Origin of the sequence: Streptomyces cavernae (assembly GCF_004023625.1) — a bacterium.
Classification (GTDB): domain Bacteria; phylum Actinomycetota; class Actinomycetes; order Streptomycetales; family Streptomycetaceae; genus Streptomyces; species Streptomyces cavernae.
On sequence record NZ_ML137709.1, the window covers coordinates 309,408 to 325,669 of the forward strand.

The following is a 16,262-nucleotide window of genomic DNA, read 5'->3' on the forward strand; positions in this document are numbered from 1 at the left end:
TACGCCACCCACCCGGAAGCGCGGGAGACCGTGTTCGACTTTATTTCTGACTATGACAACCCGACCCTGTTGGGTGCCTTCTGGATGACGGTGAAACTCACCTTCTTCTCCGGCATCGGCTCCCTGGTCTGGGGCACGCTCCTGGCCGCGATGCGGGTCAGCCCGGTTCCGCTCATGCGTGGGTTCGGTACGGCCTATGTGAACATCGTCCGGAACATCCCCCTGACGGTCATCATCATCTTCACCTCGCTCGGCCTCGCCGACATCTTCGGGGTGACGATGGGCTCCAAGGTGTTCGAGACCCGGGACTTCCGGCTGGCGATCCTCGGGCTGGTCGCCTACACCGCGGCCTTCGTCTGCGAGGCGATCCGTTCCGGCATCAACACGGTGCCCCTCGGGCAGGCCGAGGCGGCCCGCGCCATGGGACTGAGCTTCAGCCAGACCCTGCGACACATCGTGCTGCCGCAGGCCTTCCGCTCGGTGATCGGCCCGCTGGCCAACGTTCTGATCGCCCTGACCAAGAACACCACGGTGGCGGCCGCGATCGGCGTGGCAGAGGCCGCCTACCTGATGAAGGAAATGATCGAGAACGAGGCTCAGACGCTCCTCATCGGCGCGATCTTCGCATTCGGCTTCGTGGTACTGACCCTGCCCACCGGCCTCTTCCTCGGCTGGCTCAGCAAGCGACTGGCGGTGAAGCGATGAGCTCGGTCCTGTATGACGCTCCGGGCCCTCGCGCCAAGCGGCGCAACGTCCTCTTCTCGGTGATCTTCTTCCTCCTGCTCGCCCTGCTCGTGTGGTGGGCCTGGAAGACCCTGGACGACAAGGGCCAGCTGGAGTGGGCCCTGTGGAAGCCGTTCACCCAGTCGGAAGCCTGGACGACGTATCTGCTGCCCGGCCTCGCCGACACGCTGAAGGCCGCGGCGCTCGCCATGGTGATCGCCCTTCCACTGGGCGCGCTCTTCGGCATCGCACGCCTGTCCGACCACCGGTGGGTGCGGGTTTCGGCCGGCGCCGTGGTCGAGTTCTTCCGGGCGATCCCGGTACTGCTGCTGATGCTGTTCGCCAACGAGTTCTACGCTCGCTCGACGGATGTCAGCACCGCGGACCGGCCCCTGTACGCGGTCGTCACCGGCCTGGTGCTCTACAACGCGTCCGTCCTCGCCGAGGTCGTCCGGGCCGGCATCCTGGCCCTGCCCAAGGGGCAGACGGAGGCGGCCTACGCGATCGGTCTGCGCAAGGGCCAGACGATGTCCAGCATCCTGCTCCCGCAGGCCGTCACGGCCATGCTGCCGGCCATCGTCAGCCAGCTCGTGGTCATCGTGAAGGACACCGCGCTGGGTGGCGTCATGATCGGCTTCACCGAGCTGCTCAACACGCGCAGCACGCTCGCGGCGTTCTACGCCAACGTCATCCCCAGCTTCATCGTGGTGGCGGTCATCTACATCATCCTCAACTTCATCCTCACCAGCTTCGCCGGCTGGCTCGAGAAGAGGCTGCGCCGCAGCAAGCGCAGCACGGGCGCTGTCCTCGGCAAGGAGAAGGTCGACGACATCAACGCCGCCGAGGTGGGAGGCACCTTCGGAACGGGTGCCGGAGGCAGCATTTGACGAGCGGTCGCACGGTCGCCATCTGATCAGCAGTCAAGTCGCATGAGCAGTACGGAGGCAGTGGCATGATCGCCACTGCCTCCCTCGCTTGACGCAAACCCCGGCAATGGGTTGCATACGTTCTGTGATCGCACACCCTGCCCCATTCACCAGTTCCGGTACTTGTTCCGGTGGTTCTTCCGGGACGACGTCCAGGACACAGCACAGGGCAGGGGGCGTCACGCCGTGGACCCGGTGATCATCGTCGGGGCGGGGCCCGTCGGGCTCACTCTGGCTCTGGCGCTGGCCCGCCAGGAAGTCCCGTCCGTCGTCCTGGACGAGGGCACCGGCAAGGAGGAGCAGCGGTTCGCGCGCACGGTCGTAGTGCACGAGGACACTGCCGACCTGATGCACCGGCTGACCGGTTCCCCGCTGGACCGGACGGGACTGCGCTGGGCCGGATGGCGGTCGATGCGGCGCAAGCAGGTGATGCGGAAGATCACTTTCACGTCCGATGATCAGGTGCCACGGACTGCCGGTCCTTCCGGGAATCCGGGCGACGAGACCGACGACCGAGCCCCGGCACCGCTGCACCTCGCCCAGCACGAGCTGACCCGCGCGCTGCGCGCCGCCATCGACGGCGAGCCGCTGATCCAAGTCGCCGTGGAGAACCGGCTCGACTCCATCGAGCAGGAGCCGTCCGGGGTGACCGCGCACACCCGCGGTCCCCAGGGCACCTGGTGGCGCGGCAGCTATCTCATCGGCTGCGACGGCCCGCGCTCCACGGTCCGCAAGCTGGAGGACATCCGCTTCCCGGGCCGAACGGCCGTCGAACGGCACGCCGTGGCGGCGCTGCGCACGGAACTCCCCTGGCCCGGCCAGGCGTTGCTGCACCGTATGCCGCCGTGGCGGACGTCCGGCCCCTCGGCGGGGGAGATCGCCGCACGGCCCCTCGCCGACGACGTCTGGCGGCTGGACTGGCTGCTGCCACCGGGCAAGGATCTGGTCACACCCGAACTGCTGGTGGCGGGCGTCCGCGAGACCCTCGCAGGCTGGAGCGGCGACGGCACACCCGCGTACGAACTGCTGGACACCGGCGTGCACACGGTCCACCACCGCCTCGCCCGTCGGTGGCGGGCCGGCCGGGTCTTCCTCGCCGGGGACTCCGCACACCTGCTCGGCGCGCTCGGTGGCCACGGTCTGGAGGAGGGGCTGCGGGACGCCGACAATCTTGCCTGGAAGCTGGCACTGGCCTGGCACCACGGCCCCCACGAAGCACTGCTCGACAGCTATCAGGAGGAGCGGCGCGCCGTGGTCTCCGCCCGGCTGCGCGCCGCCGACCAGGTGCTGCCGGTATTGCGTGGCGGCGGGGGGTTGCGCTCGTACGTGCCCGGATCGGCCCGCAGTCATGACGCGCTGATCTCCGACGGCCACTTGGGGCGCGGTGCGCTCGGGGCGCCGGGGGCCTACGCCACCTCTCCGCTCGCGCCCGAGCACACCGAGTCGGAGGTGTCCGTGGACACGGCTCCCGGTGCGCCGGTCGTCGACGTCCGGGTGACCGCGGAGGACGGTTCGTTCGTACGGCTGCGGGAGCGGCTCGGGCGCGGAGCCCTGCTGGTGGTGCTGATCGCTCCGGGTACGGGCGTGTGGGAGCGCAAGCACTGGGTTACGGCCGGCGTCATGCCACGACTCGCGGCAGCGGTGACCGCGCTGCCGGGTCCCGCCGAACTGCTGGTCGCCGAGAGCTACCCGGGCGCCGCGGCGCACTCCGTGCTGCTGATCAGGCCGGACGGCCATCTGGTCACCGCACTGAGCGGGGTCCGCCCGGCGGAGCTGTACGCGGCGGCCGAGGCGGCGCTGGGCGGATTAGCGCGGCGTGAGGCGGCGGCGAGCACGGGATGAGGCCTGGGGCGTCGGCGTCGCGTGCCCGTCGCCGCCGTATGCCCGTGCCGTCGTGTGGCCGTGCCGTCGTGTGGCCGTCGCCCTCGTATGCCCGTGCCGTCGTGTGGCCGTCGCCCTCGTATGCCCGTGCCGTCGTGTGGCCGTCGCCCTCGTAGGCCCGTGCCGTCGTGTGGCCGTCGCCCTCGTATGCCCGTGCCGTCGTGTGGCCGTGCCGTCGTGTGGCCGTCGCCCTCGTATGCCCGTGCCGTCGTGTGGCCGTCGCCGCCGTGTGGCCGTCGCCCTCGTATGCCCGTGCCGTCGTGTGGCCGTGCCGTCGTGTGGCCGTCGCCCTCGTAGGCCCGTGCCGTCGTGTGGCCGTCGCCCTCGTATGCCCGTGCCGTCGTGTGGCCGTCGCCGCCGTGTGCCCGTCGCCGTGGGCGGCCTTTGGTCGATCTGGCCGCCGTAGGCCTGTCGCCGTCCCGGTCATGTGCCCGTTCCCGCAGTGGCCGCGAGCAATTTTCGAACTGACGGTCACCGTCGGGTCCACATAGTGACTCTCGGTTGACCGCTCCGCGGCACCATGGTGTACTCCGGACCGTGACCGACACCTGTGTGCGCCTGTGGCGGAGGGTCCATATGGACCTCGTCCGCTATGCGGGCTGCGTGTGTCGCCCGTCCTGCTGATTCGCCTTCTCCCCCTCTGCGCACCCGCCTTGGCATGGGTGCGCTTTCACGCGAACACTTCAGGACGGTACTCGTGTCTGTCTCCGCATTCCCCGCCGTACCGGCGACCGCGACCGGCGCCCCGGCTCCCACCCAGGCGGACCTCCTCGACTTCGTGCGCCGCACTGCCTCCGACGCCGAGTTGATCGCCTCACTCCCCCTCGACCCCGAAGGCCGCACCTGGGTCCGGCTGGAGGGCCCCGGCGGCAGCGAGGCCTGGCTGATCGGCTGGCCGCCCGGCAGCGGCACCGGCTGGCACGACCACGCCGAGTCCGTCGGCGCCTTCATCACCGCGTCGGGCGAGCTCAAGGAGAACTCGCTCGCCGTTCGGCTGCCCAGTGAGGGGTGGACCACCCTGGAACTGACCGAAGGGGTGGACCGCGAACGGGGGTTGCCGGCCGGCAGGGGCAGGTCGTTCGGTCACCACCACGTGCACGAGGTGCTCAACGAGTCCACCGAGGTGCACGCCATCTCCGTCCACGCGTACTACCCGCCCCTGCCGCTGATCCGCCGCTACAGCCGGACGGAACAGGTGCTGCGCCTGGAGCAGGTCGAGCGTCCGGAGGACTGGCAGTGAGCGCACACCCTGTGGACGGGGAGCAGCCGGTGGGCGGGGAGCAGCCTGCAGGCGGGGAACGCGCCGTCGATGGCGAACGCCCCATGGGCATCGACGAGTTGCTGGATCGGGTTCGCGCGGCCCTGGACCGGGTGGCGCCCGAGGAGGCACACGACGCGACGCAGGCCGGGGAGGCGCTCCTGGTCGACATCCGTTACGCGGCCCTGCGCGACCGCGACGGGCTGATCCCCGGCGCCCTCGTCGTGGAACGCAACGAGTTGGAGTGGCGCCTCGATCCCCAGGGCAGCCACCGCGCGCCGGAGGCGGCCGACCACTACGTGCGTGTGGTGGTCGTCTGCAACGAGGGCTACGCCTCGAGCCTGGCCGCAGCGTCCCTGCACGCCCTGGGCCTGCACCGGGCCACAGACCTGGTGGGCGGCTTCCAGGCGTGGAAGGCGGCGGGGTTTCCCGTGACGCGGGATCGCGGGGCGGTTCGCTTCCGCTGAGTAATTTCTCGCGCGCGCTCAGGTGGCGCCCCGCCCCGCCGGAGAGGCGCGGGGCGCACACTTGCGGGTCGCCCACCCACTACTCCTGAGCCGTGGCCACCCTCACCGGCAGGGGCCGCAGGGCCACTCGCCCCGGTACCGCGGTGGCCACCAGGGCCAGCAGGCCGGCGATCGCGATCACCGAGACGTAAACCAGCGGTGTGACCGACGGTGCCGCCCGACCGGTCATGCCGACGCTGAACGCGGTCAGTACGGCGAGCGCGATCCCGCTGCCGAGCGCCGTGGCCAGGAACAGCACCGACAGCGCCTCGGTACGCAGCATCCGCAGCACCTGTCGCCGTGTCGCGCCCGCGAGCCGCAGCATCGCGAATTCCCGTACACGCGCGGAGACCGACATGGCGAGCGTGTTGACGACCGCGATCGCGGTGAACGCCAGCACGAGTGCCATGGCGAGGTGGTTCACCTCCGCGTTCGCCTGCTGCCGCCCCGCTTGCACCCCGTCAGCCGCAGCCGGGGTGAGGACGCGCAGGTCAGGGAACTCACTCAGGGTGGTCGCGAGTTGTGCCTGTGTGCGGGTGGAGCCGACGAGGACGGCGGCGCCGAGCGGATTGTCGACATGGCGGGCGACCAGGTCGTGGGCGAAGGTGAGATCGCCGAAACCGAGCCCCTTGGCATAGACGGCGATGACGGTGAGGGTGGTCGGCGTTCCGTCACCCAGTGTCAGCTTCAAAGCACTTCCTGGCCTCAAGTGGTGCTGGTCAGCGGCCAGTTGGCTTACGGCGACGGTGTCCTCGGCGAGCCCCGACAAGGATCCCGCGATGACGTCGGGGTCCCAGGCGCGGGTGAGGCCCGCGGGGGTCACGCCCTGCGCCGGGTACTTGTCGAGGCCGACGCGGACGGTCGTCCGGACGACTTCGGTGACGGTGTCGCCCTGGGTACGAAGACGCCGTGCGGCCTCGGCCGGCACACCGGGCCCCTGCGCCGTGACGACCCAGTCGGCGCGGATGCCCTCCCGGGCCTGGGCGCGGGCCGCGTCACCGAGGGTGGGCTGGACGAAGAGGACAGTGCAGGTCATACCGACGAGGAGGGTGAGCGGGGTGACGACGGACGCCATGCGGATCGCATTGCCGCGGAGGTTGGCGATGGCGAGCCGGCCGCCGAACCCGGTCGTCCGCAGCGGTCCAGCGAGGACGACGGCCGTGGCCTTGACCAACGGTGGTCCGAGCAGCGCCACGGCGGAGGCGAGGACCACGACGGCGAGGAAGGTGACCGGAGTCGACGCGGGCTCGGTCCGCAGCCCCGTGAGCACGATGACGAGGGTGGTGCCGCCGGCCAGCAGGAGGAGTCCGGCGAGGGTGCGTCCCCAGGCCGGACGGACGCGCTCGACGGCCGCTTCGGCGAGGGCTTCGGCAGGACGGATACGGGTGATGCGGCGCGCGGAGACACGGGCGGCGGCCCAGGCTCCGAGCAGCGTCGCGGCGACGGCGGCGAGCGGCGGGAAGACACCGGCCGTGTGCTGAAGGGTGGCCGGTACGGCGCCGAGTTCGACGAACCGGTCGTGCAGCAGACCGCCGAGCGGCAGCCCGGCGCATGCTCCCAGGACACCGGCCACCAGGCCGACGATCAGGGCCTCTCGCCCGAGTAGTGCGCGGAGTTGGCCCCGGGTGGCGGCCACGGCGCGCAGCAGGGCGAGTTCGCGGTGCCGTTGCCGGATGGACAGCGCGAAAGTGCCGACGACCACGATCACGGCGACCAGCAGCGAGGTGCCGCCCATGGCGCCACCGAGACTGACGAGCTTCACCCGGGCCGCGGCGGCGTCCAGGAACTCGACGGGGCCGCGGTCACTGCCGGCGCTGACCTGCACGGTGGTGCCGCGCAGCGCCCCGGCGACGTTTCGCCGAAGCACTTCCGGCGTGGTGCCCTCGGCGGGGAGCACGCCGAACGCGGTCACCTGCCCGGGATGTGCGGCGAGACGGCGGGCCTCCGCGGCGGAGAAGAAGAGGGAGGTCTGATGGCGTACCGGGGTGCCCTGGGCGATTCCGGTGATCCGGTATGCGCGCGGCTCCCGGGTCGACTGGACGGTGAGCCGGTCGCCGGGCCCGAGGCGCGCACGGTCGGCGAGGTAACGGTCGACGACGAGATCGCCATCCTGTACGGGGGCCTTTCCGCTGATGAGGGTGTACGGGGTGAGGGTCGCGGACTCCCAGGCGTGACCGTATGCGGTCCGGTCGCCGGTGGGGACCGAGGGCTGGGCGAGGAAGGTGAGTTCCGGAACGACTCGGGCCGCCCCGGGTACGCGCTTCAGCTTCTCCCCCAGGGCCTCGGGCAGCCAGGCACGTTCGGTGATCGGCTTCGCCTTGTGTTTGACCTTGGTCTTGCCCTTCTTGTGTTTGACGGTCTTCTGGTGGACGTTCTGGTCCGCGGACACGATCACGGGCGCGGCAGCGTAGCGCTCGGTGCCGATAGTTCCGCGCAGTCCCGTTTCCAGGAGGGTGCCGCAGGCGGTGATGAGGGCGGCGGCGCACATCAGGGCGAGGAATGCACCGAGGAAGCCGCCCTTTCGGTGCCGGACGGTCCGCAGGGCGTAACGCAGCATCATGAGAGCTCGCTCTCCTCTGTGTCGTCCTGGTGCGGGGCGGCCGGGAAGGCGAGGAACCGAGTGAGCACGGTGCGTGCGCCGGACGGGGTCTCGGTCTCGGGCCGCTGGTAGCGGTTGAGGAGCGCGATGTACTCCTCGAAGAACTCGCGGAGTTCGGGGAGGGTGAGCCGAACGGTTCCGCGCGAGTACGGGAAGGCATCCGCCCAGGGGTCGTCGTCGCCCGCGCCCCGTTGCAGTTCCTCGAAGAGTTCCAGGTCGGCTGCGTAGGCATGGTGGTTCAACTCGTCCATCACCAGCCTCATCTCGGGGCTCTGCCGGCTGCGCGGCGGAAAGCGGCGGTCGCCGGGCACGGCTCGCCACCAGCGCTCGCGGCCGTGGCCCGTGCGGTCGGTCTCCTCGACGAATCCGTACCGGGCCAGCTCGCGCAGGTGATAGCTGGTGGCGCCGGTGTTCAGTCCGAGCGCACGGCCAAGGGTGGCCGAGGTGGCGGGGCCGTGCACGGTGAGGTGTTGCAGCACGCGTTGCCGCCGGGGGTGGGCGAGGGCTTTGAGGGTCGCCAGGTCGTCGAGCTCGATGGACTCGCGCCGCCCGGGTTCACCGGAGGTCCGTCCCGCGTCGCCATCAGGGCTCACCGACCTCGTGGTCCGGGTCGCGCCGGGTTGATTTGACATGAGTACACAGTCGTTTGTGCACAGTTACCCGTGCACTGATGTGACCAGGCGTCTTCGACAGGGGGCTAACCCCACCTTGAACGCTGGGAGTTGGTGCTCACTCCCGGGCCCGGTGGACAGCGAGGAGGCGGGAGCCGAGACGGGAGCCGGAGCCGAGACGAGAGCCGGAGCCGAGACGGAGACGGGAGGCGAGACGGAGGCGGAGACGGGAGCCGAGACAGGCGGAGAAGGGAGCCGAGACAGACGGAGAAGGAGACGACAACAGAAGGCTGGGGAGGCCGGGGTGGGAGGCCGCGGCTCCCCCGAGCAGACTGGATCAGTACTGGTCGTCCTCCAAGCCATCCGTGTCCTCGCCCGCTTCCTCCAGTGCCTGCCGGACCACCCGCAGGGCCATGCCCTCCGGGTAGCCCTTGCGGGCGAGCATGCCCGCGAGGCGGCGCAGGCGCTTGTCTCTGTCGAGGCCTCGCGTGGAGCGCAGCTTGCGCTCGACCAGTTCCCGGGCGGTCGTCTCCTCCTGCTCCGAGTCGAGCTGTCCGACGGCCTCGTCGATCAGCGAGGAGTCCACTCCTCTGGTGCGCAGTTCCCGGGCCAGCGCCCGCCGCGCCAGCCCTCGCCCGTGGTGCCGGGACTCCACCCAGGCGTCGGCGAAGGCACCGTCGTCGATGAGGCCGACTTCCTCGAACCTGGACAGCACCTCCTCCGCCACGTCCTCGGGGATGTCCCGCTTGCGCAGGGCGTCGGCGAGCTGCTTACGCGTACGCGGGGTCCCGGTGAGCAGGCGCAGACAGATGGCCCGCGCCCGCTCAGCCGGGTCCCCCGGGTGGGGTTCCCCCTCCTCGGCCCTCGACGAGGGAGGGGAACCGCCGTCCTGTGGGCGACGGGAGGCTTCACCGAAGCCGCCCGCCCGCCGTCGGCCACGCGGTCCACCACTGCCGCGCCGCCCCGTGGCACGGTTCCGACCGTCACCGTGTCCGTCATCGCGTGAAGCGTCGTCATGCCTCCGGCCGCCGCGTTCGAGACCACCGCCGGGCGGGCCGGACCCGTCCGGCGGACCCTGACCGTCCGGATCCCCGCCGTAGGCACCGTCGTCGACATTGGCCGCACCGTCGGCATAGGCACCGTCGTCGACATGGGCGGCACCGTCGTTGGCATAGGCACGGTCGGCGTAGGAATCACCGCCGCCGTGAGCGCCGTCGCCGCCGTTCCCCCGCTTCCGGTCGTGCGGTCCGGCCCCCTGTCCGGCCGAGCCGCCGCTCCCACGCCCTGGCCTCTGGGGGGCGACGGGATGCGCGTACTCGGCCCAGTCGGTTCGCCACGCTTTGGAATCAGGCACAGTACGGGTCAGCTCTTGGTCGCCGCGGCCTTGGACTTGGTGGCCTTGGCCGCCGGAGCCGACACCGCCTTGGCCGCTTCCTCGGCCGCGAGGGCCGCGCTCGCCGCGTCCGCGCCCGGTTCGGCGGCGGGCTCCTCCGGCCGCACGCCGACGCCCAGCTTCTCCTTGATCTTCTTCTCGATCTCGTTGGCCAGGTCGGGGTTGTCCTTGAGGAAGTTGCGCGCGTTCTCCTTGCCCTGACCGAGTTGGTCGCCCTCGTAGGTGTACCAGGCACCGGCCTTGCGGACGAAGCCGTGCTCCACGCCCATGTCGATCAGACCGCCCTCGCGGCTGATGCCCTGACCGTAGAGAATGTCGAACTCGGCCTGCTTGAAGGGCGGCGCCACCTTGTTCTTGACGACCTTGCAGCGGGTGCGGTTGCCCACCGCATCCGTACCGTCCTTCAGTGTCTCGATGCGACGGATGTCGATACGCACCGAGGCGTAGAACTTCAGTGCCCGGCCACCGGTCGTGGTCTCCGGGGAGCCGAACATCACACCGATCTTCTCGCGCAGCTGGTTGATGAAGATGGCGGTGGTCTTGGACTGGTTCAGCGCGCTGGTGATCTTCCGCAGGGCCTGGCTCATCAGACGAGCCTGCAGACCCACGTGCGAGTCGCCCATCTCGCCCTCGATCTCCGCGCGAGGGACGAGCGCGGCGACGGAGTCGATGACGATGAGGTCGAGGGCACCGGAGCGGACCAGCATGTCCACGATCTCCAAGGCCTGCTCGCCGTTGTCGGGCTGGGAGAGGATGAGGTTGTCGATGTCGACGCCGAGCTTGCGCGCGTACTCGGGGTCGAGGGCGTGTTCCGCGTCCACGAAGGCGACTTGGCCGCCGGCCTTCTGGGCGTTCGCCACCGCGTGCAGGGTCAGGGTCGTCTTGCCGGAGGATTCCGGTCCGTAGATCTCCACGACACGGCCGCGCGGCAGTCCGCCGACGCCGAGAGCCACATCGAGTGCGGTCGACCCGGTCGGGATGACCTCGATGGGCTCCTTCGACCGCTCGCCCATGCGCATCACGGCGCCCTTGCCGAATTGCCGTTCAATCTGTGCGAGCGCGGCGTCGAGCGCCTTCTCGCGGTCGGTTCCTGCCATGGGTTCCACCCGGTTTGCTTGAGTCGATCGCTTCACGCCAAAGACGCTAACGCCTGCCACTGACAATGCGCTCTGACGCCCGCCCGGCCTGTGGATAACTCGGGCGGATCTCCATGAAATCCCCCGTGAAATCCCCGTCGCGAGCCCGCCGGAGACTCCATAAGAATGGATGTTCGATTTTAGTGTCAAGCGCACCACGCGGCTCCCGAAGACCACGGCCGGCTCTGGTACCGCCGCCGCGGAGCCCCCAACGAGACCGAGCAACGCCCTGCCCGAAAGCCCCTTCGTCCTGACGGCCTGCGCGCCCCTCGCTCCCCACAGCCCTCCGGGCGTGGCCGCTCGACTCTCCGGCCCTCCGGGCGCGGCCCCTCGGCCCTCCGGCCTTCCGGGCGCCCCATATCCGTGCCTCCCCGCCACGGCGCTTCGGGCCGTCCACCAGCACGGTCGCGCCAGGGCGCATCCCGGCTGCACTCCCGGCTGCACTCCCGGTGCGCTCCCGGTGCGCTCCCGGGCGTGGCGCCGGGTCCCCTCGCACTTCGGCATGGAGACGCCGTTCGACACCGCGGTCTCCATGACCCGGGCGGTCGGGGGTGGGGGTGCTGGTGGTGCTGCTTTCGGTGTTCGCCGTCGCCACGTTCCGGTACCGGCCCGAGGGCCCGCAGGGCTTCCTTCGTCGGCACGGGGGCCTGGGCGGTCGTCGCCTGCTGAGTGTCCGGTTCCGGGTGCTCGACGGCCGACTAGGCGGACGCGTCCTCGGCCCCCGTCCCCGTCCGCCTCCCCAGCAGCCGCCGCACCCGCGCGAGCGCGACGCCCGAGCCCCGCCTGCGATGGCCGTGCACCCGCGGGTCGTCCGTGACGTCGTACCGCTTCACATAGGCCCCCAGGAAGGCCTGCAGCGTGGCGACCGCCGGAATCGCGATCAGCGCGCCCACCGCGCCCATCAGGGCAGTGCCCGCGACGACCGAACCGAACGCGACAGCGGGATGGATGTCCACGGTCTTCTCGGTCAGCTTGGGCTGCAGCATGTAGTTCTCGAACTGCTGGTAGACGACCACGAAGATGAACACCCACAGCGCGTACCAGGGGTTCACGGTGAAGGCGATCAGCATCGGCAGGGCGCCCGCCAGATACGTGCCGATGGTGGGGATGAACTGCGAGACCAGGCCGACCCAGACGGCGAGCACCGGCGCGTTCGGGATGTCGAGCGTCGCCAGCAGGACATAGTGGGCGGCACCCGAGATGAGGGCCATCAGGCCGCGCGAGTAGATGTAGCCGCCGGTCTTGTCGACGGCTATCTCCCAGGCGCGCAGCACCTCGGCCTGCCGGGCGGGCGGCAGCACCGAGCACAGCGCTCGCCGCAACCGCGGCCCGTCGGCGGCGAAGTAGAACGAGAACAAGGCGATCGTCAGGAGCTGGAAGAGGCCGCCGAGGACCTGCGCGGACACGTCCAGTACGCCGGTCGCGCTGTTCTGCACGTACTTCCTGAGCCAGTCCGAGTGCACCAGGCTGTCCTGGATGTCGAGGCGGCTCAGCTCGGTGTTGAAGGTCGAGTTGACCCAGTTGATCACCTGGTCGAGATACCTCGGGAAGTCCTCGACGATATTGATGATCTGACCGGCGAGCATCGAGCCGAGCAGGGTGACGAAACCGGCGCTCGCGATCATCACGGCGAAGAAGACGATCGCGGTGGCCAGCCCCCGGCGCATGCCGCGAGTGGCCATCCGGCTCACCGCGGGTTCTATGGCGAGGGCCAGGAAGAACGCGATGAGGATGTTGATCAACAGCCCGGTGAGCTGCTGGAACGCCCAACTGCCGAACTGGAAGCAGGCGTACAGGGCGAGCGCGAGCACCATGGCCCGCGGCAGCCAGCGCGGCATGCGGCTTCCCGACGCGGCGCCCCCGGCCGGAGGGCCGGCGGGAGGCGTCGTGCCGGGCGGAGAAGCCTCTGGTGTGACCTGGGCGGTCTCGTCGGTGGGTGCCACGGTGCAAGTCTCACCCACACGGCCGTCATCCGGGCCCCCGGCCTGGGGATCTCTTCGCCGATCAGCGCTTTTCGTGCGGAACGTTCATGGTCGCGCACACCACGCGCCAGATGTCCTTCGCCTCCCAGCCGGCGTCCAGGGCCTGGTGCACCGTGCGCCCGCCGAGCTCCGACATGACATGGTCACGTGCGAAGGTGTCGGCGTACCCGGGACCGAAGTGATCCGCCATCCGCTGCCAGAAGACCGTCAACCGCATGACTCCAGTATCCCGCCCTGAGGGTGGGGCCCGGCGGCGAGGCCTTGTCGCGGAGGTTTTCCGTCCTACGGTCGGAACATGGCCGAAACCGGAGCATTCCCACCGCCCCCGTCGCCCGCGGCGCGCTCGCCGCTCGCCCGGGCCGAGCACTTCGTGTGGCTCACCGCGCGCGTGCTGGAGCAGCGCCAGTTCGCGTACCACTTCCTGGACGGCGATCCGGACGCGGTGGAGACCGCGCTGGCCGCCTACCGCAACGAAGACGAGGGCTACGGTCACGCACTGGAACCGGATCTGCGCGGGCCGGTCAGCCAGCCGCTGCACACCGGTCACGCGCTGCGCGTGCTGGACTCGATCGGGCGCTGCGGCGGGCAGCGGGTCGAACGCGTCTGCCGCTATCTGACCGCTGTCTCGACGTCCGACGGGGCTCTCCCGGCGGTCCACCCCAGCCAGCGCGGCTATCCCGCCGCACCCTTCGTGCCGATCGTCGACGATCCCCCGAGTTCTCTCCTCGCCACCGGGCCCGTGGTGGGCCTGCTGCACCGCAACGACGTGTGGCACGCCTGGATGTTCCGGGCCACCGACTTCTGCTGGCAGGCGGTCGACTCCCTGGAGGTGACACACCCCTACGAGGTCGAGGCCGCCGTGGCGTTCCTCGACTCGGCACCGGACCGTCCCCGCGCGGAAGCCGCCGCCGACCGGCTGGGCCGTCTGCTGCGGGAGCAGCGGCTCGCCGCCCTGGAGCCGGACCGCCTGGACGCCTACCCGGTCGCGCCGGGCTACGCACCGGACGAGCACCACTTCGCGCACGACTTCGCCAAGACGCCCGGTTCACTCGCGCGCGCGTGGTTCACCGACGAGGAGATGGCCCGCTCCCTCGACTTCCTCACGAGCGAGCAGCAGGAGGACGGTGGCTGGCCGGTCCGCTGGCGCCAGTGGGCGCCGGGCACGGCCCTGGAGGCGCGGCCGATGGTCACCGTCGAGGCGCTGCGGACCCTGCGGGCGTACGGACGGACCATTACCTGAGTGCTGTCCCTCGCCGTCGCTCAGCCCGTCATGGCCCGCACCCCCGCCGTCACCACGACGGCCGCGGCGATCACGATCAGGAAGGGCGCCCGCAGCAGCAGCGCCACGGCCGCCGCCGCGAGGCCCGCCGCCTTGGCGTCCAGGACGAGGGTCTGCCCCTCGGCGAAGGTCTGCTGCGCGGTGAGCGCCGCCAGGAGGGCGACGGGCAGCAGCGCGGCGAGGCGCTGGACGAGAGGCCGCTCCAGTACGCCCTCGGGGACCAGCAGCCCGAGGAGCTTGACGGCGTAGCAGCCCACGGCGGTCACACCGATGGCGATCCAGATGTTCAACGCTCTTCCTTCGGTGCCTCGTCCGGTGCCTCATCGGCGTCCACAGGGTTACGGGTGGCGCGGCGGCCCGCTCCGTAGAGGGCGATCGGCGCCGCGAGCGCTGCCACCAGGACCGGGACCCCGGCGGGCAGCACGGGCAGCAGGCCGAGCCCGAGGAACACGGCGAGGCCCGCGACGGCACGCTCCAGGGTGGTCTTCAGCATCGGCGCGAGCAGCGCCAGGAAGACGGCCGGCCCCGCGGCGTCCAGCCCCCAGGCGTCTGTGTCGCCGATGGCCCCGGCCCCGAGCGCGCCGAGCAGTGTGGTGAGGTTCCACAGCACGTACAGGGTGAGTCCGGTGACGGTGAAACCGATGCGGGCGCTGCGCCGCGTCGGCTGGGCGAGCGCGACCGCGGTGGTCTCGTCGATGACCCACTGGGCGGCCGCCGGCCGCACCGCGCGCGGGAGGGCCAGCAGCTGGGACAGCCGCAGCCCGTAGAACGCGTTCCGCACCCCGAGGAAGAAGGCGCCCGCGGCGGCCGTGAACGGGTTGCCGCCGGCCGCGAGCGCGCCGACCAGCGCGAACTGCGAGGCCCCCGTGAAGACCAGGAGGCTGAGCACACAGGTCTGCAGCAGCGTCAGGCCGCCGCCGGCCGAGGTCACACCGAAGGCGAAACCGGACAGGCCGACGGCGAACCCGACACCGAGTGCGTCTCGTACGACGGCGGCGTCGGGTTTTCCACCGTTCTGGTTCCCTGTGTCTGCGAGTGCTGTCCGTTCTGCCACGCCTGGGACGGTAGGGGTCGGCCGGCCGGCGGGTCTTGTACGTTCTTGCGCTCGCGCTGATACGCGCCCGGCGGCACCCCGACGATGCGGGTGAAGTGGCGGTTGAGGTGCGGCTGGTCGGTGAAGCCGACGGTGACGGCCGCGTCGGCGGGAGCGATCCCCGCGTCGAGGAGGCGGCGGGCCCGGCGCACCCGGGCGTCCGTGAGCCAGGTGTGCGGAGGCATGCCGTAGGTGTCGCGGAAGGCCCGCAGCAGCGCGAAGGGGCTGCTGCCCAGGTCGGTGGCGAGCCGCTGCAGGGTGGGTGGCTCGGCCATGTGTTCCTCCAGCACGGCCCGTGCGCGTGCCGCCACGCCGGCACCCGCGGTGCGCACGGCGCGCTGCGGCAGCGGACCGCCGTTCAGGCGCAGGAGGCGGGTCACGGCGACCCTCAGCAGGGTGTCGGCGGCGAGCGCGTTGCCCTCGTCGGCGGCGCGGAGCACCTGGTGGACAAGGGCGACGGCGTACGGGTCGGCGAGCACCGGGGCGACGAAGCCGGGCGTGCCGCGGATGGAGGTGGTCTCCGCGGCTATCTCGGCGACCAGGTCCGGTGACGGGTAGACGGCCCCGTACCGCCAGCCCTCCGGAACGCCCGCGCGGCCGGTGTGCGGGGTGTCCGGGTTGACGAGCGCGAGGGACCCCGCGCCCGCGTACACGTCGTCGCCGCCGTGGTGGAAGACCTCGGCGCCGTCGGCGATGGCCGCGATGACGAAGTTCTCGTGGGTGTGCCGCACGAAGGTCTTGTGGACGTAACTCGCCCTCAGCAGATCGACACCGGGCAGTTCCGGGTACTGCCAGTGCCGCGCCCGCTCGGTGGAACCTGCCATGCGTCCATTCTCCATCACGTCCCAACGACGACGGAGTGGGCGTCTACGCAG

Annotated in this window: 15 protein-coding genes and 1 pseudogene; 7 read left to right on the plus strand and 9 right to left on the minus strand. The window is 70.9% G+C overall.

Annotated features, from left to right (window positions below; all coding sequences use genetic code 11):
- Nucleotides 1-30 precede the first annotated feature (30 nt).
- From EF387_RS03380 to EF387_RS03400, 6 genes are all read left to right on the plus strand, one after another.
- The gene (locus EF387_RS03380) at nucleotides 31-705 is read left to right on the plus strand and encodes an amino acid ABC transporter permease (RefSeq protein WP_128374948.1); all 675 of its coding nucleotides are present in this window, start codon (nucleotides 31-33) and stop codon (nucleotides 703-705) included.
- A complete protein-coding gene (locus EF387_RS03385) occupies nucleotides 702-1,610 on the plus strand; it encodes an amino acid ABC transporter permease (protein ID WP_128374949.1) in 909 nt (302 codons plus the stop codon). The genes EF387_RS03380 and EF387_RS03385 overlap by 4 nt, the downstream gene beginning before the upstream one ends.
- A 225-nt stretch (nucleotides 1,611-1,835) precedes the next feature.
- Entirely contained in the window at nucleotides 1,836-3,491 is a 1,656-nt protein-coding gene (locus EF387_RS03390; protein ID WP_128374950.1) for an FAD-dependent monooxygenase, read from the plus strand.
- Nucleotides 3,492-4,082: 591 nt separating this feature from the next.
- Nucleotides 4,083-4,154, plus strand: coding sequence for a putative leader peptide (locus EF387_RS49670; RefSeq protein ID WP_309544753.1), 72 nt, complete (start codon nucleotides 4,083-4,085; stop codon nucleotides 4,152-4,154).
- A 34-nt stretch (nucleotides 4,155-4,188) separates the two neighbouring features.
- A complete protein-coding gene (locus EF387_RS03395) occupies nucleotides 4,189-4,770 on the plus strand; it encodes a cupin domain-containing protein (RefSeq protein ID WP_128374951.1) in 582 nt (193 codons plus the stop codon).
- Between the two features lie 83 nt (nucleotides 4,771-4,853).
- Complete coding sequence (locus tag EF387_RS03400) at nucleotides 4,854-5,255, plus strand: rhodanese-like domain-containing protein (RefSeq protein WP_128374995.1); 402 nt, start codon at nucleotides 4,854-4,856, stop codon at nucleotides 5,253-5,255.
- Between the two features lie 79 nt (nucleotides 5,256-5,334).
- Here EF387_RS03400 and EF387_RS03405 read toward each other — a convergent pair whose 3' ends face one another.
- The 6 genes from EF387_RS03405 to EF387_RS03430 form a co-directional block, all read right to left on the minus strand.
- Nucleotides 5,335-7,854: an ABC transporter permease gene (locus tag EF387_RS03405; RefSeq protein ID WP_128374952.1), complete on the minus strand. Its 2,520-nt coding sequence runs from the start codon at nucleotides 7,852-7,854 to the stop codon at nucleotides 5,335-5,337.
- Nucleotides 7,851-8,525: a winged helix-turn-helix domain-containing protein gene (locus EF387_RS03410; RefSeq protein ID WP_128374953.1), complete on the minus strand. Its 675-nt coding sequence runs from the start codon at nucleotides 8,523-8,525 to the stop codon at nucleotides 7,851-7,853. The genes EF387_RS03405 and EF387_RS03410 overlap by 4 nt, the downstream gene beginning before the upstream one ends.
- Before the next feature lie 316 nt (nucleotides 8,526-8,841).
- On the minus strand, nucleotides 8,842-9,858 hold the full coding sequence (recX, locus tag EF387_RS03415) for a recombination regulator RecX (protein ID WP_128374954.1): 1,017 nt from the start codon (nucleotides 9,856-9,858) through the stop codon (nucleotides 8,842-8,844).
- A gap of 8 nt (nucleotides 9,859-9,866) precedes the next feature.
- Entirely contained in the window at nucleotides 9,867-10,994 is a 1,128-nt protein-coding gene (gene recA, locus EF387_RS03420; protein WP_128374955.1) for a recombinase RecA, read from the minus strand.
- A gap of 737 nt (nucleotides 10,995-11,731) precedes the next feature.
- A complete protein-coding gene (locus EF387_RS03425) occupies nucleotides 11,732-12,976 on the minus strand; it encodes an AI-2E family transporter (RefSeq protein WP_128374956.1) in 1,245 nt (414 codons plus the stop codon).
- Between the two features lie 61 nt (nucleotides 12,977-13,037).
- Nucleotides 13,038-13,232, minus strand: a complete 195-nt coding sequence (locus EF387_RS03430; RefSeq protein WP_128374957.1) for a DUF3046 domain-containing protein — start codon at nucleotides 13,230-13,232, stop codon at nucleotides 13,038-13,040.
- 78 nt (nucleotides 13,233-13,310) lie between these two features.
- Between EF387_RS03430 and EF387_RS03435 the strand changes: the two genes are divergently transcribed.
- A complete protein-coding gene (locus tag EF387_RS03435; RefSeq protein ID WP_128374958.1) occupies nucleotides 13,311-14,255 on the plus strand; it encodes a hypothetical protein in 945 nt (314 codons plus the stop codon).
- A 20-nt stretch (nucleotides 14,256-14,275) separates the two neighbouring features.
- Here EF387_RS03435 and EF387_RS03440 read toward each other — a convergent pair whose 3' ends face one another.
- The 3 genes and pseudogenes from EF387_RS03440 to EF387_RS03450 all read right to left on the minus strand — a co-directional run.
- Nucleotides 14,276-14,584 (minus strand): AzlD domain-containing protein, encoded by a 309-nt coding sequence (locus tag EF387_RS03440; protein WP_128374959.1) that lies wholly within the window; start codon nucleotides 14,582-14,584, stop codon nucleotides 14,276-14,278.
- The gene (locus EF387_RS03445; RefSeq protein WP_128374960.1) at nucleotides 14,581-15,348 is read right to left on the minus strand and encodes an AzlC family ABC transporter permease; all 768 of its coding nucleotides are present in this window, start codon (nucleotides 15,346-15,348) and stop codon (nucleotides 14,581-14,583) included. Before EF387_RS03445 ends, EF387_RS03440 begins: the two co-directional genes overlap by 4 nt.
- Before the next feature lie 113 nt (nucleotides 15,349-15,461).
- A pseudogene (locus EF387_RS03450) lies at nucleotides 15,462-16,226 on the minus strand (AraC family transcriptional regulator); the annotation flags it as partial.
- Between the last annotated feature and the right edge of the window lie 36 nt (nucleotides 16,227-16,262).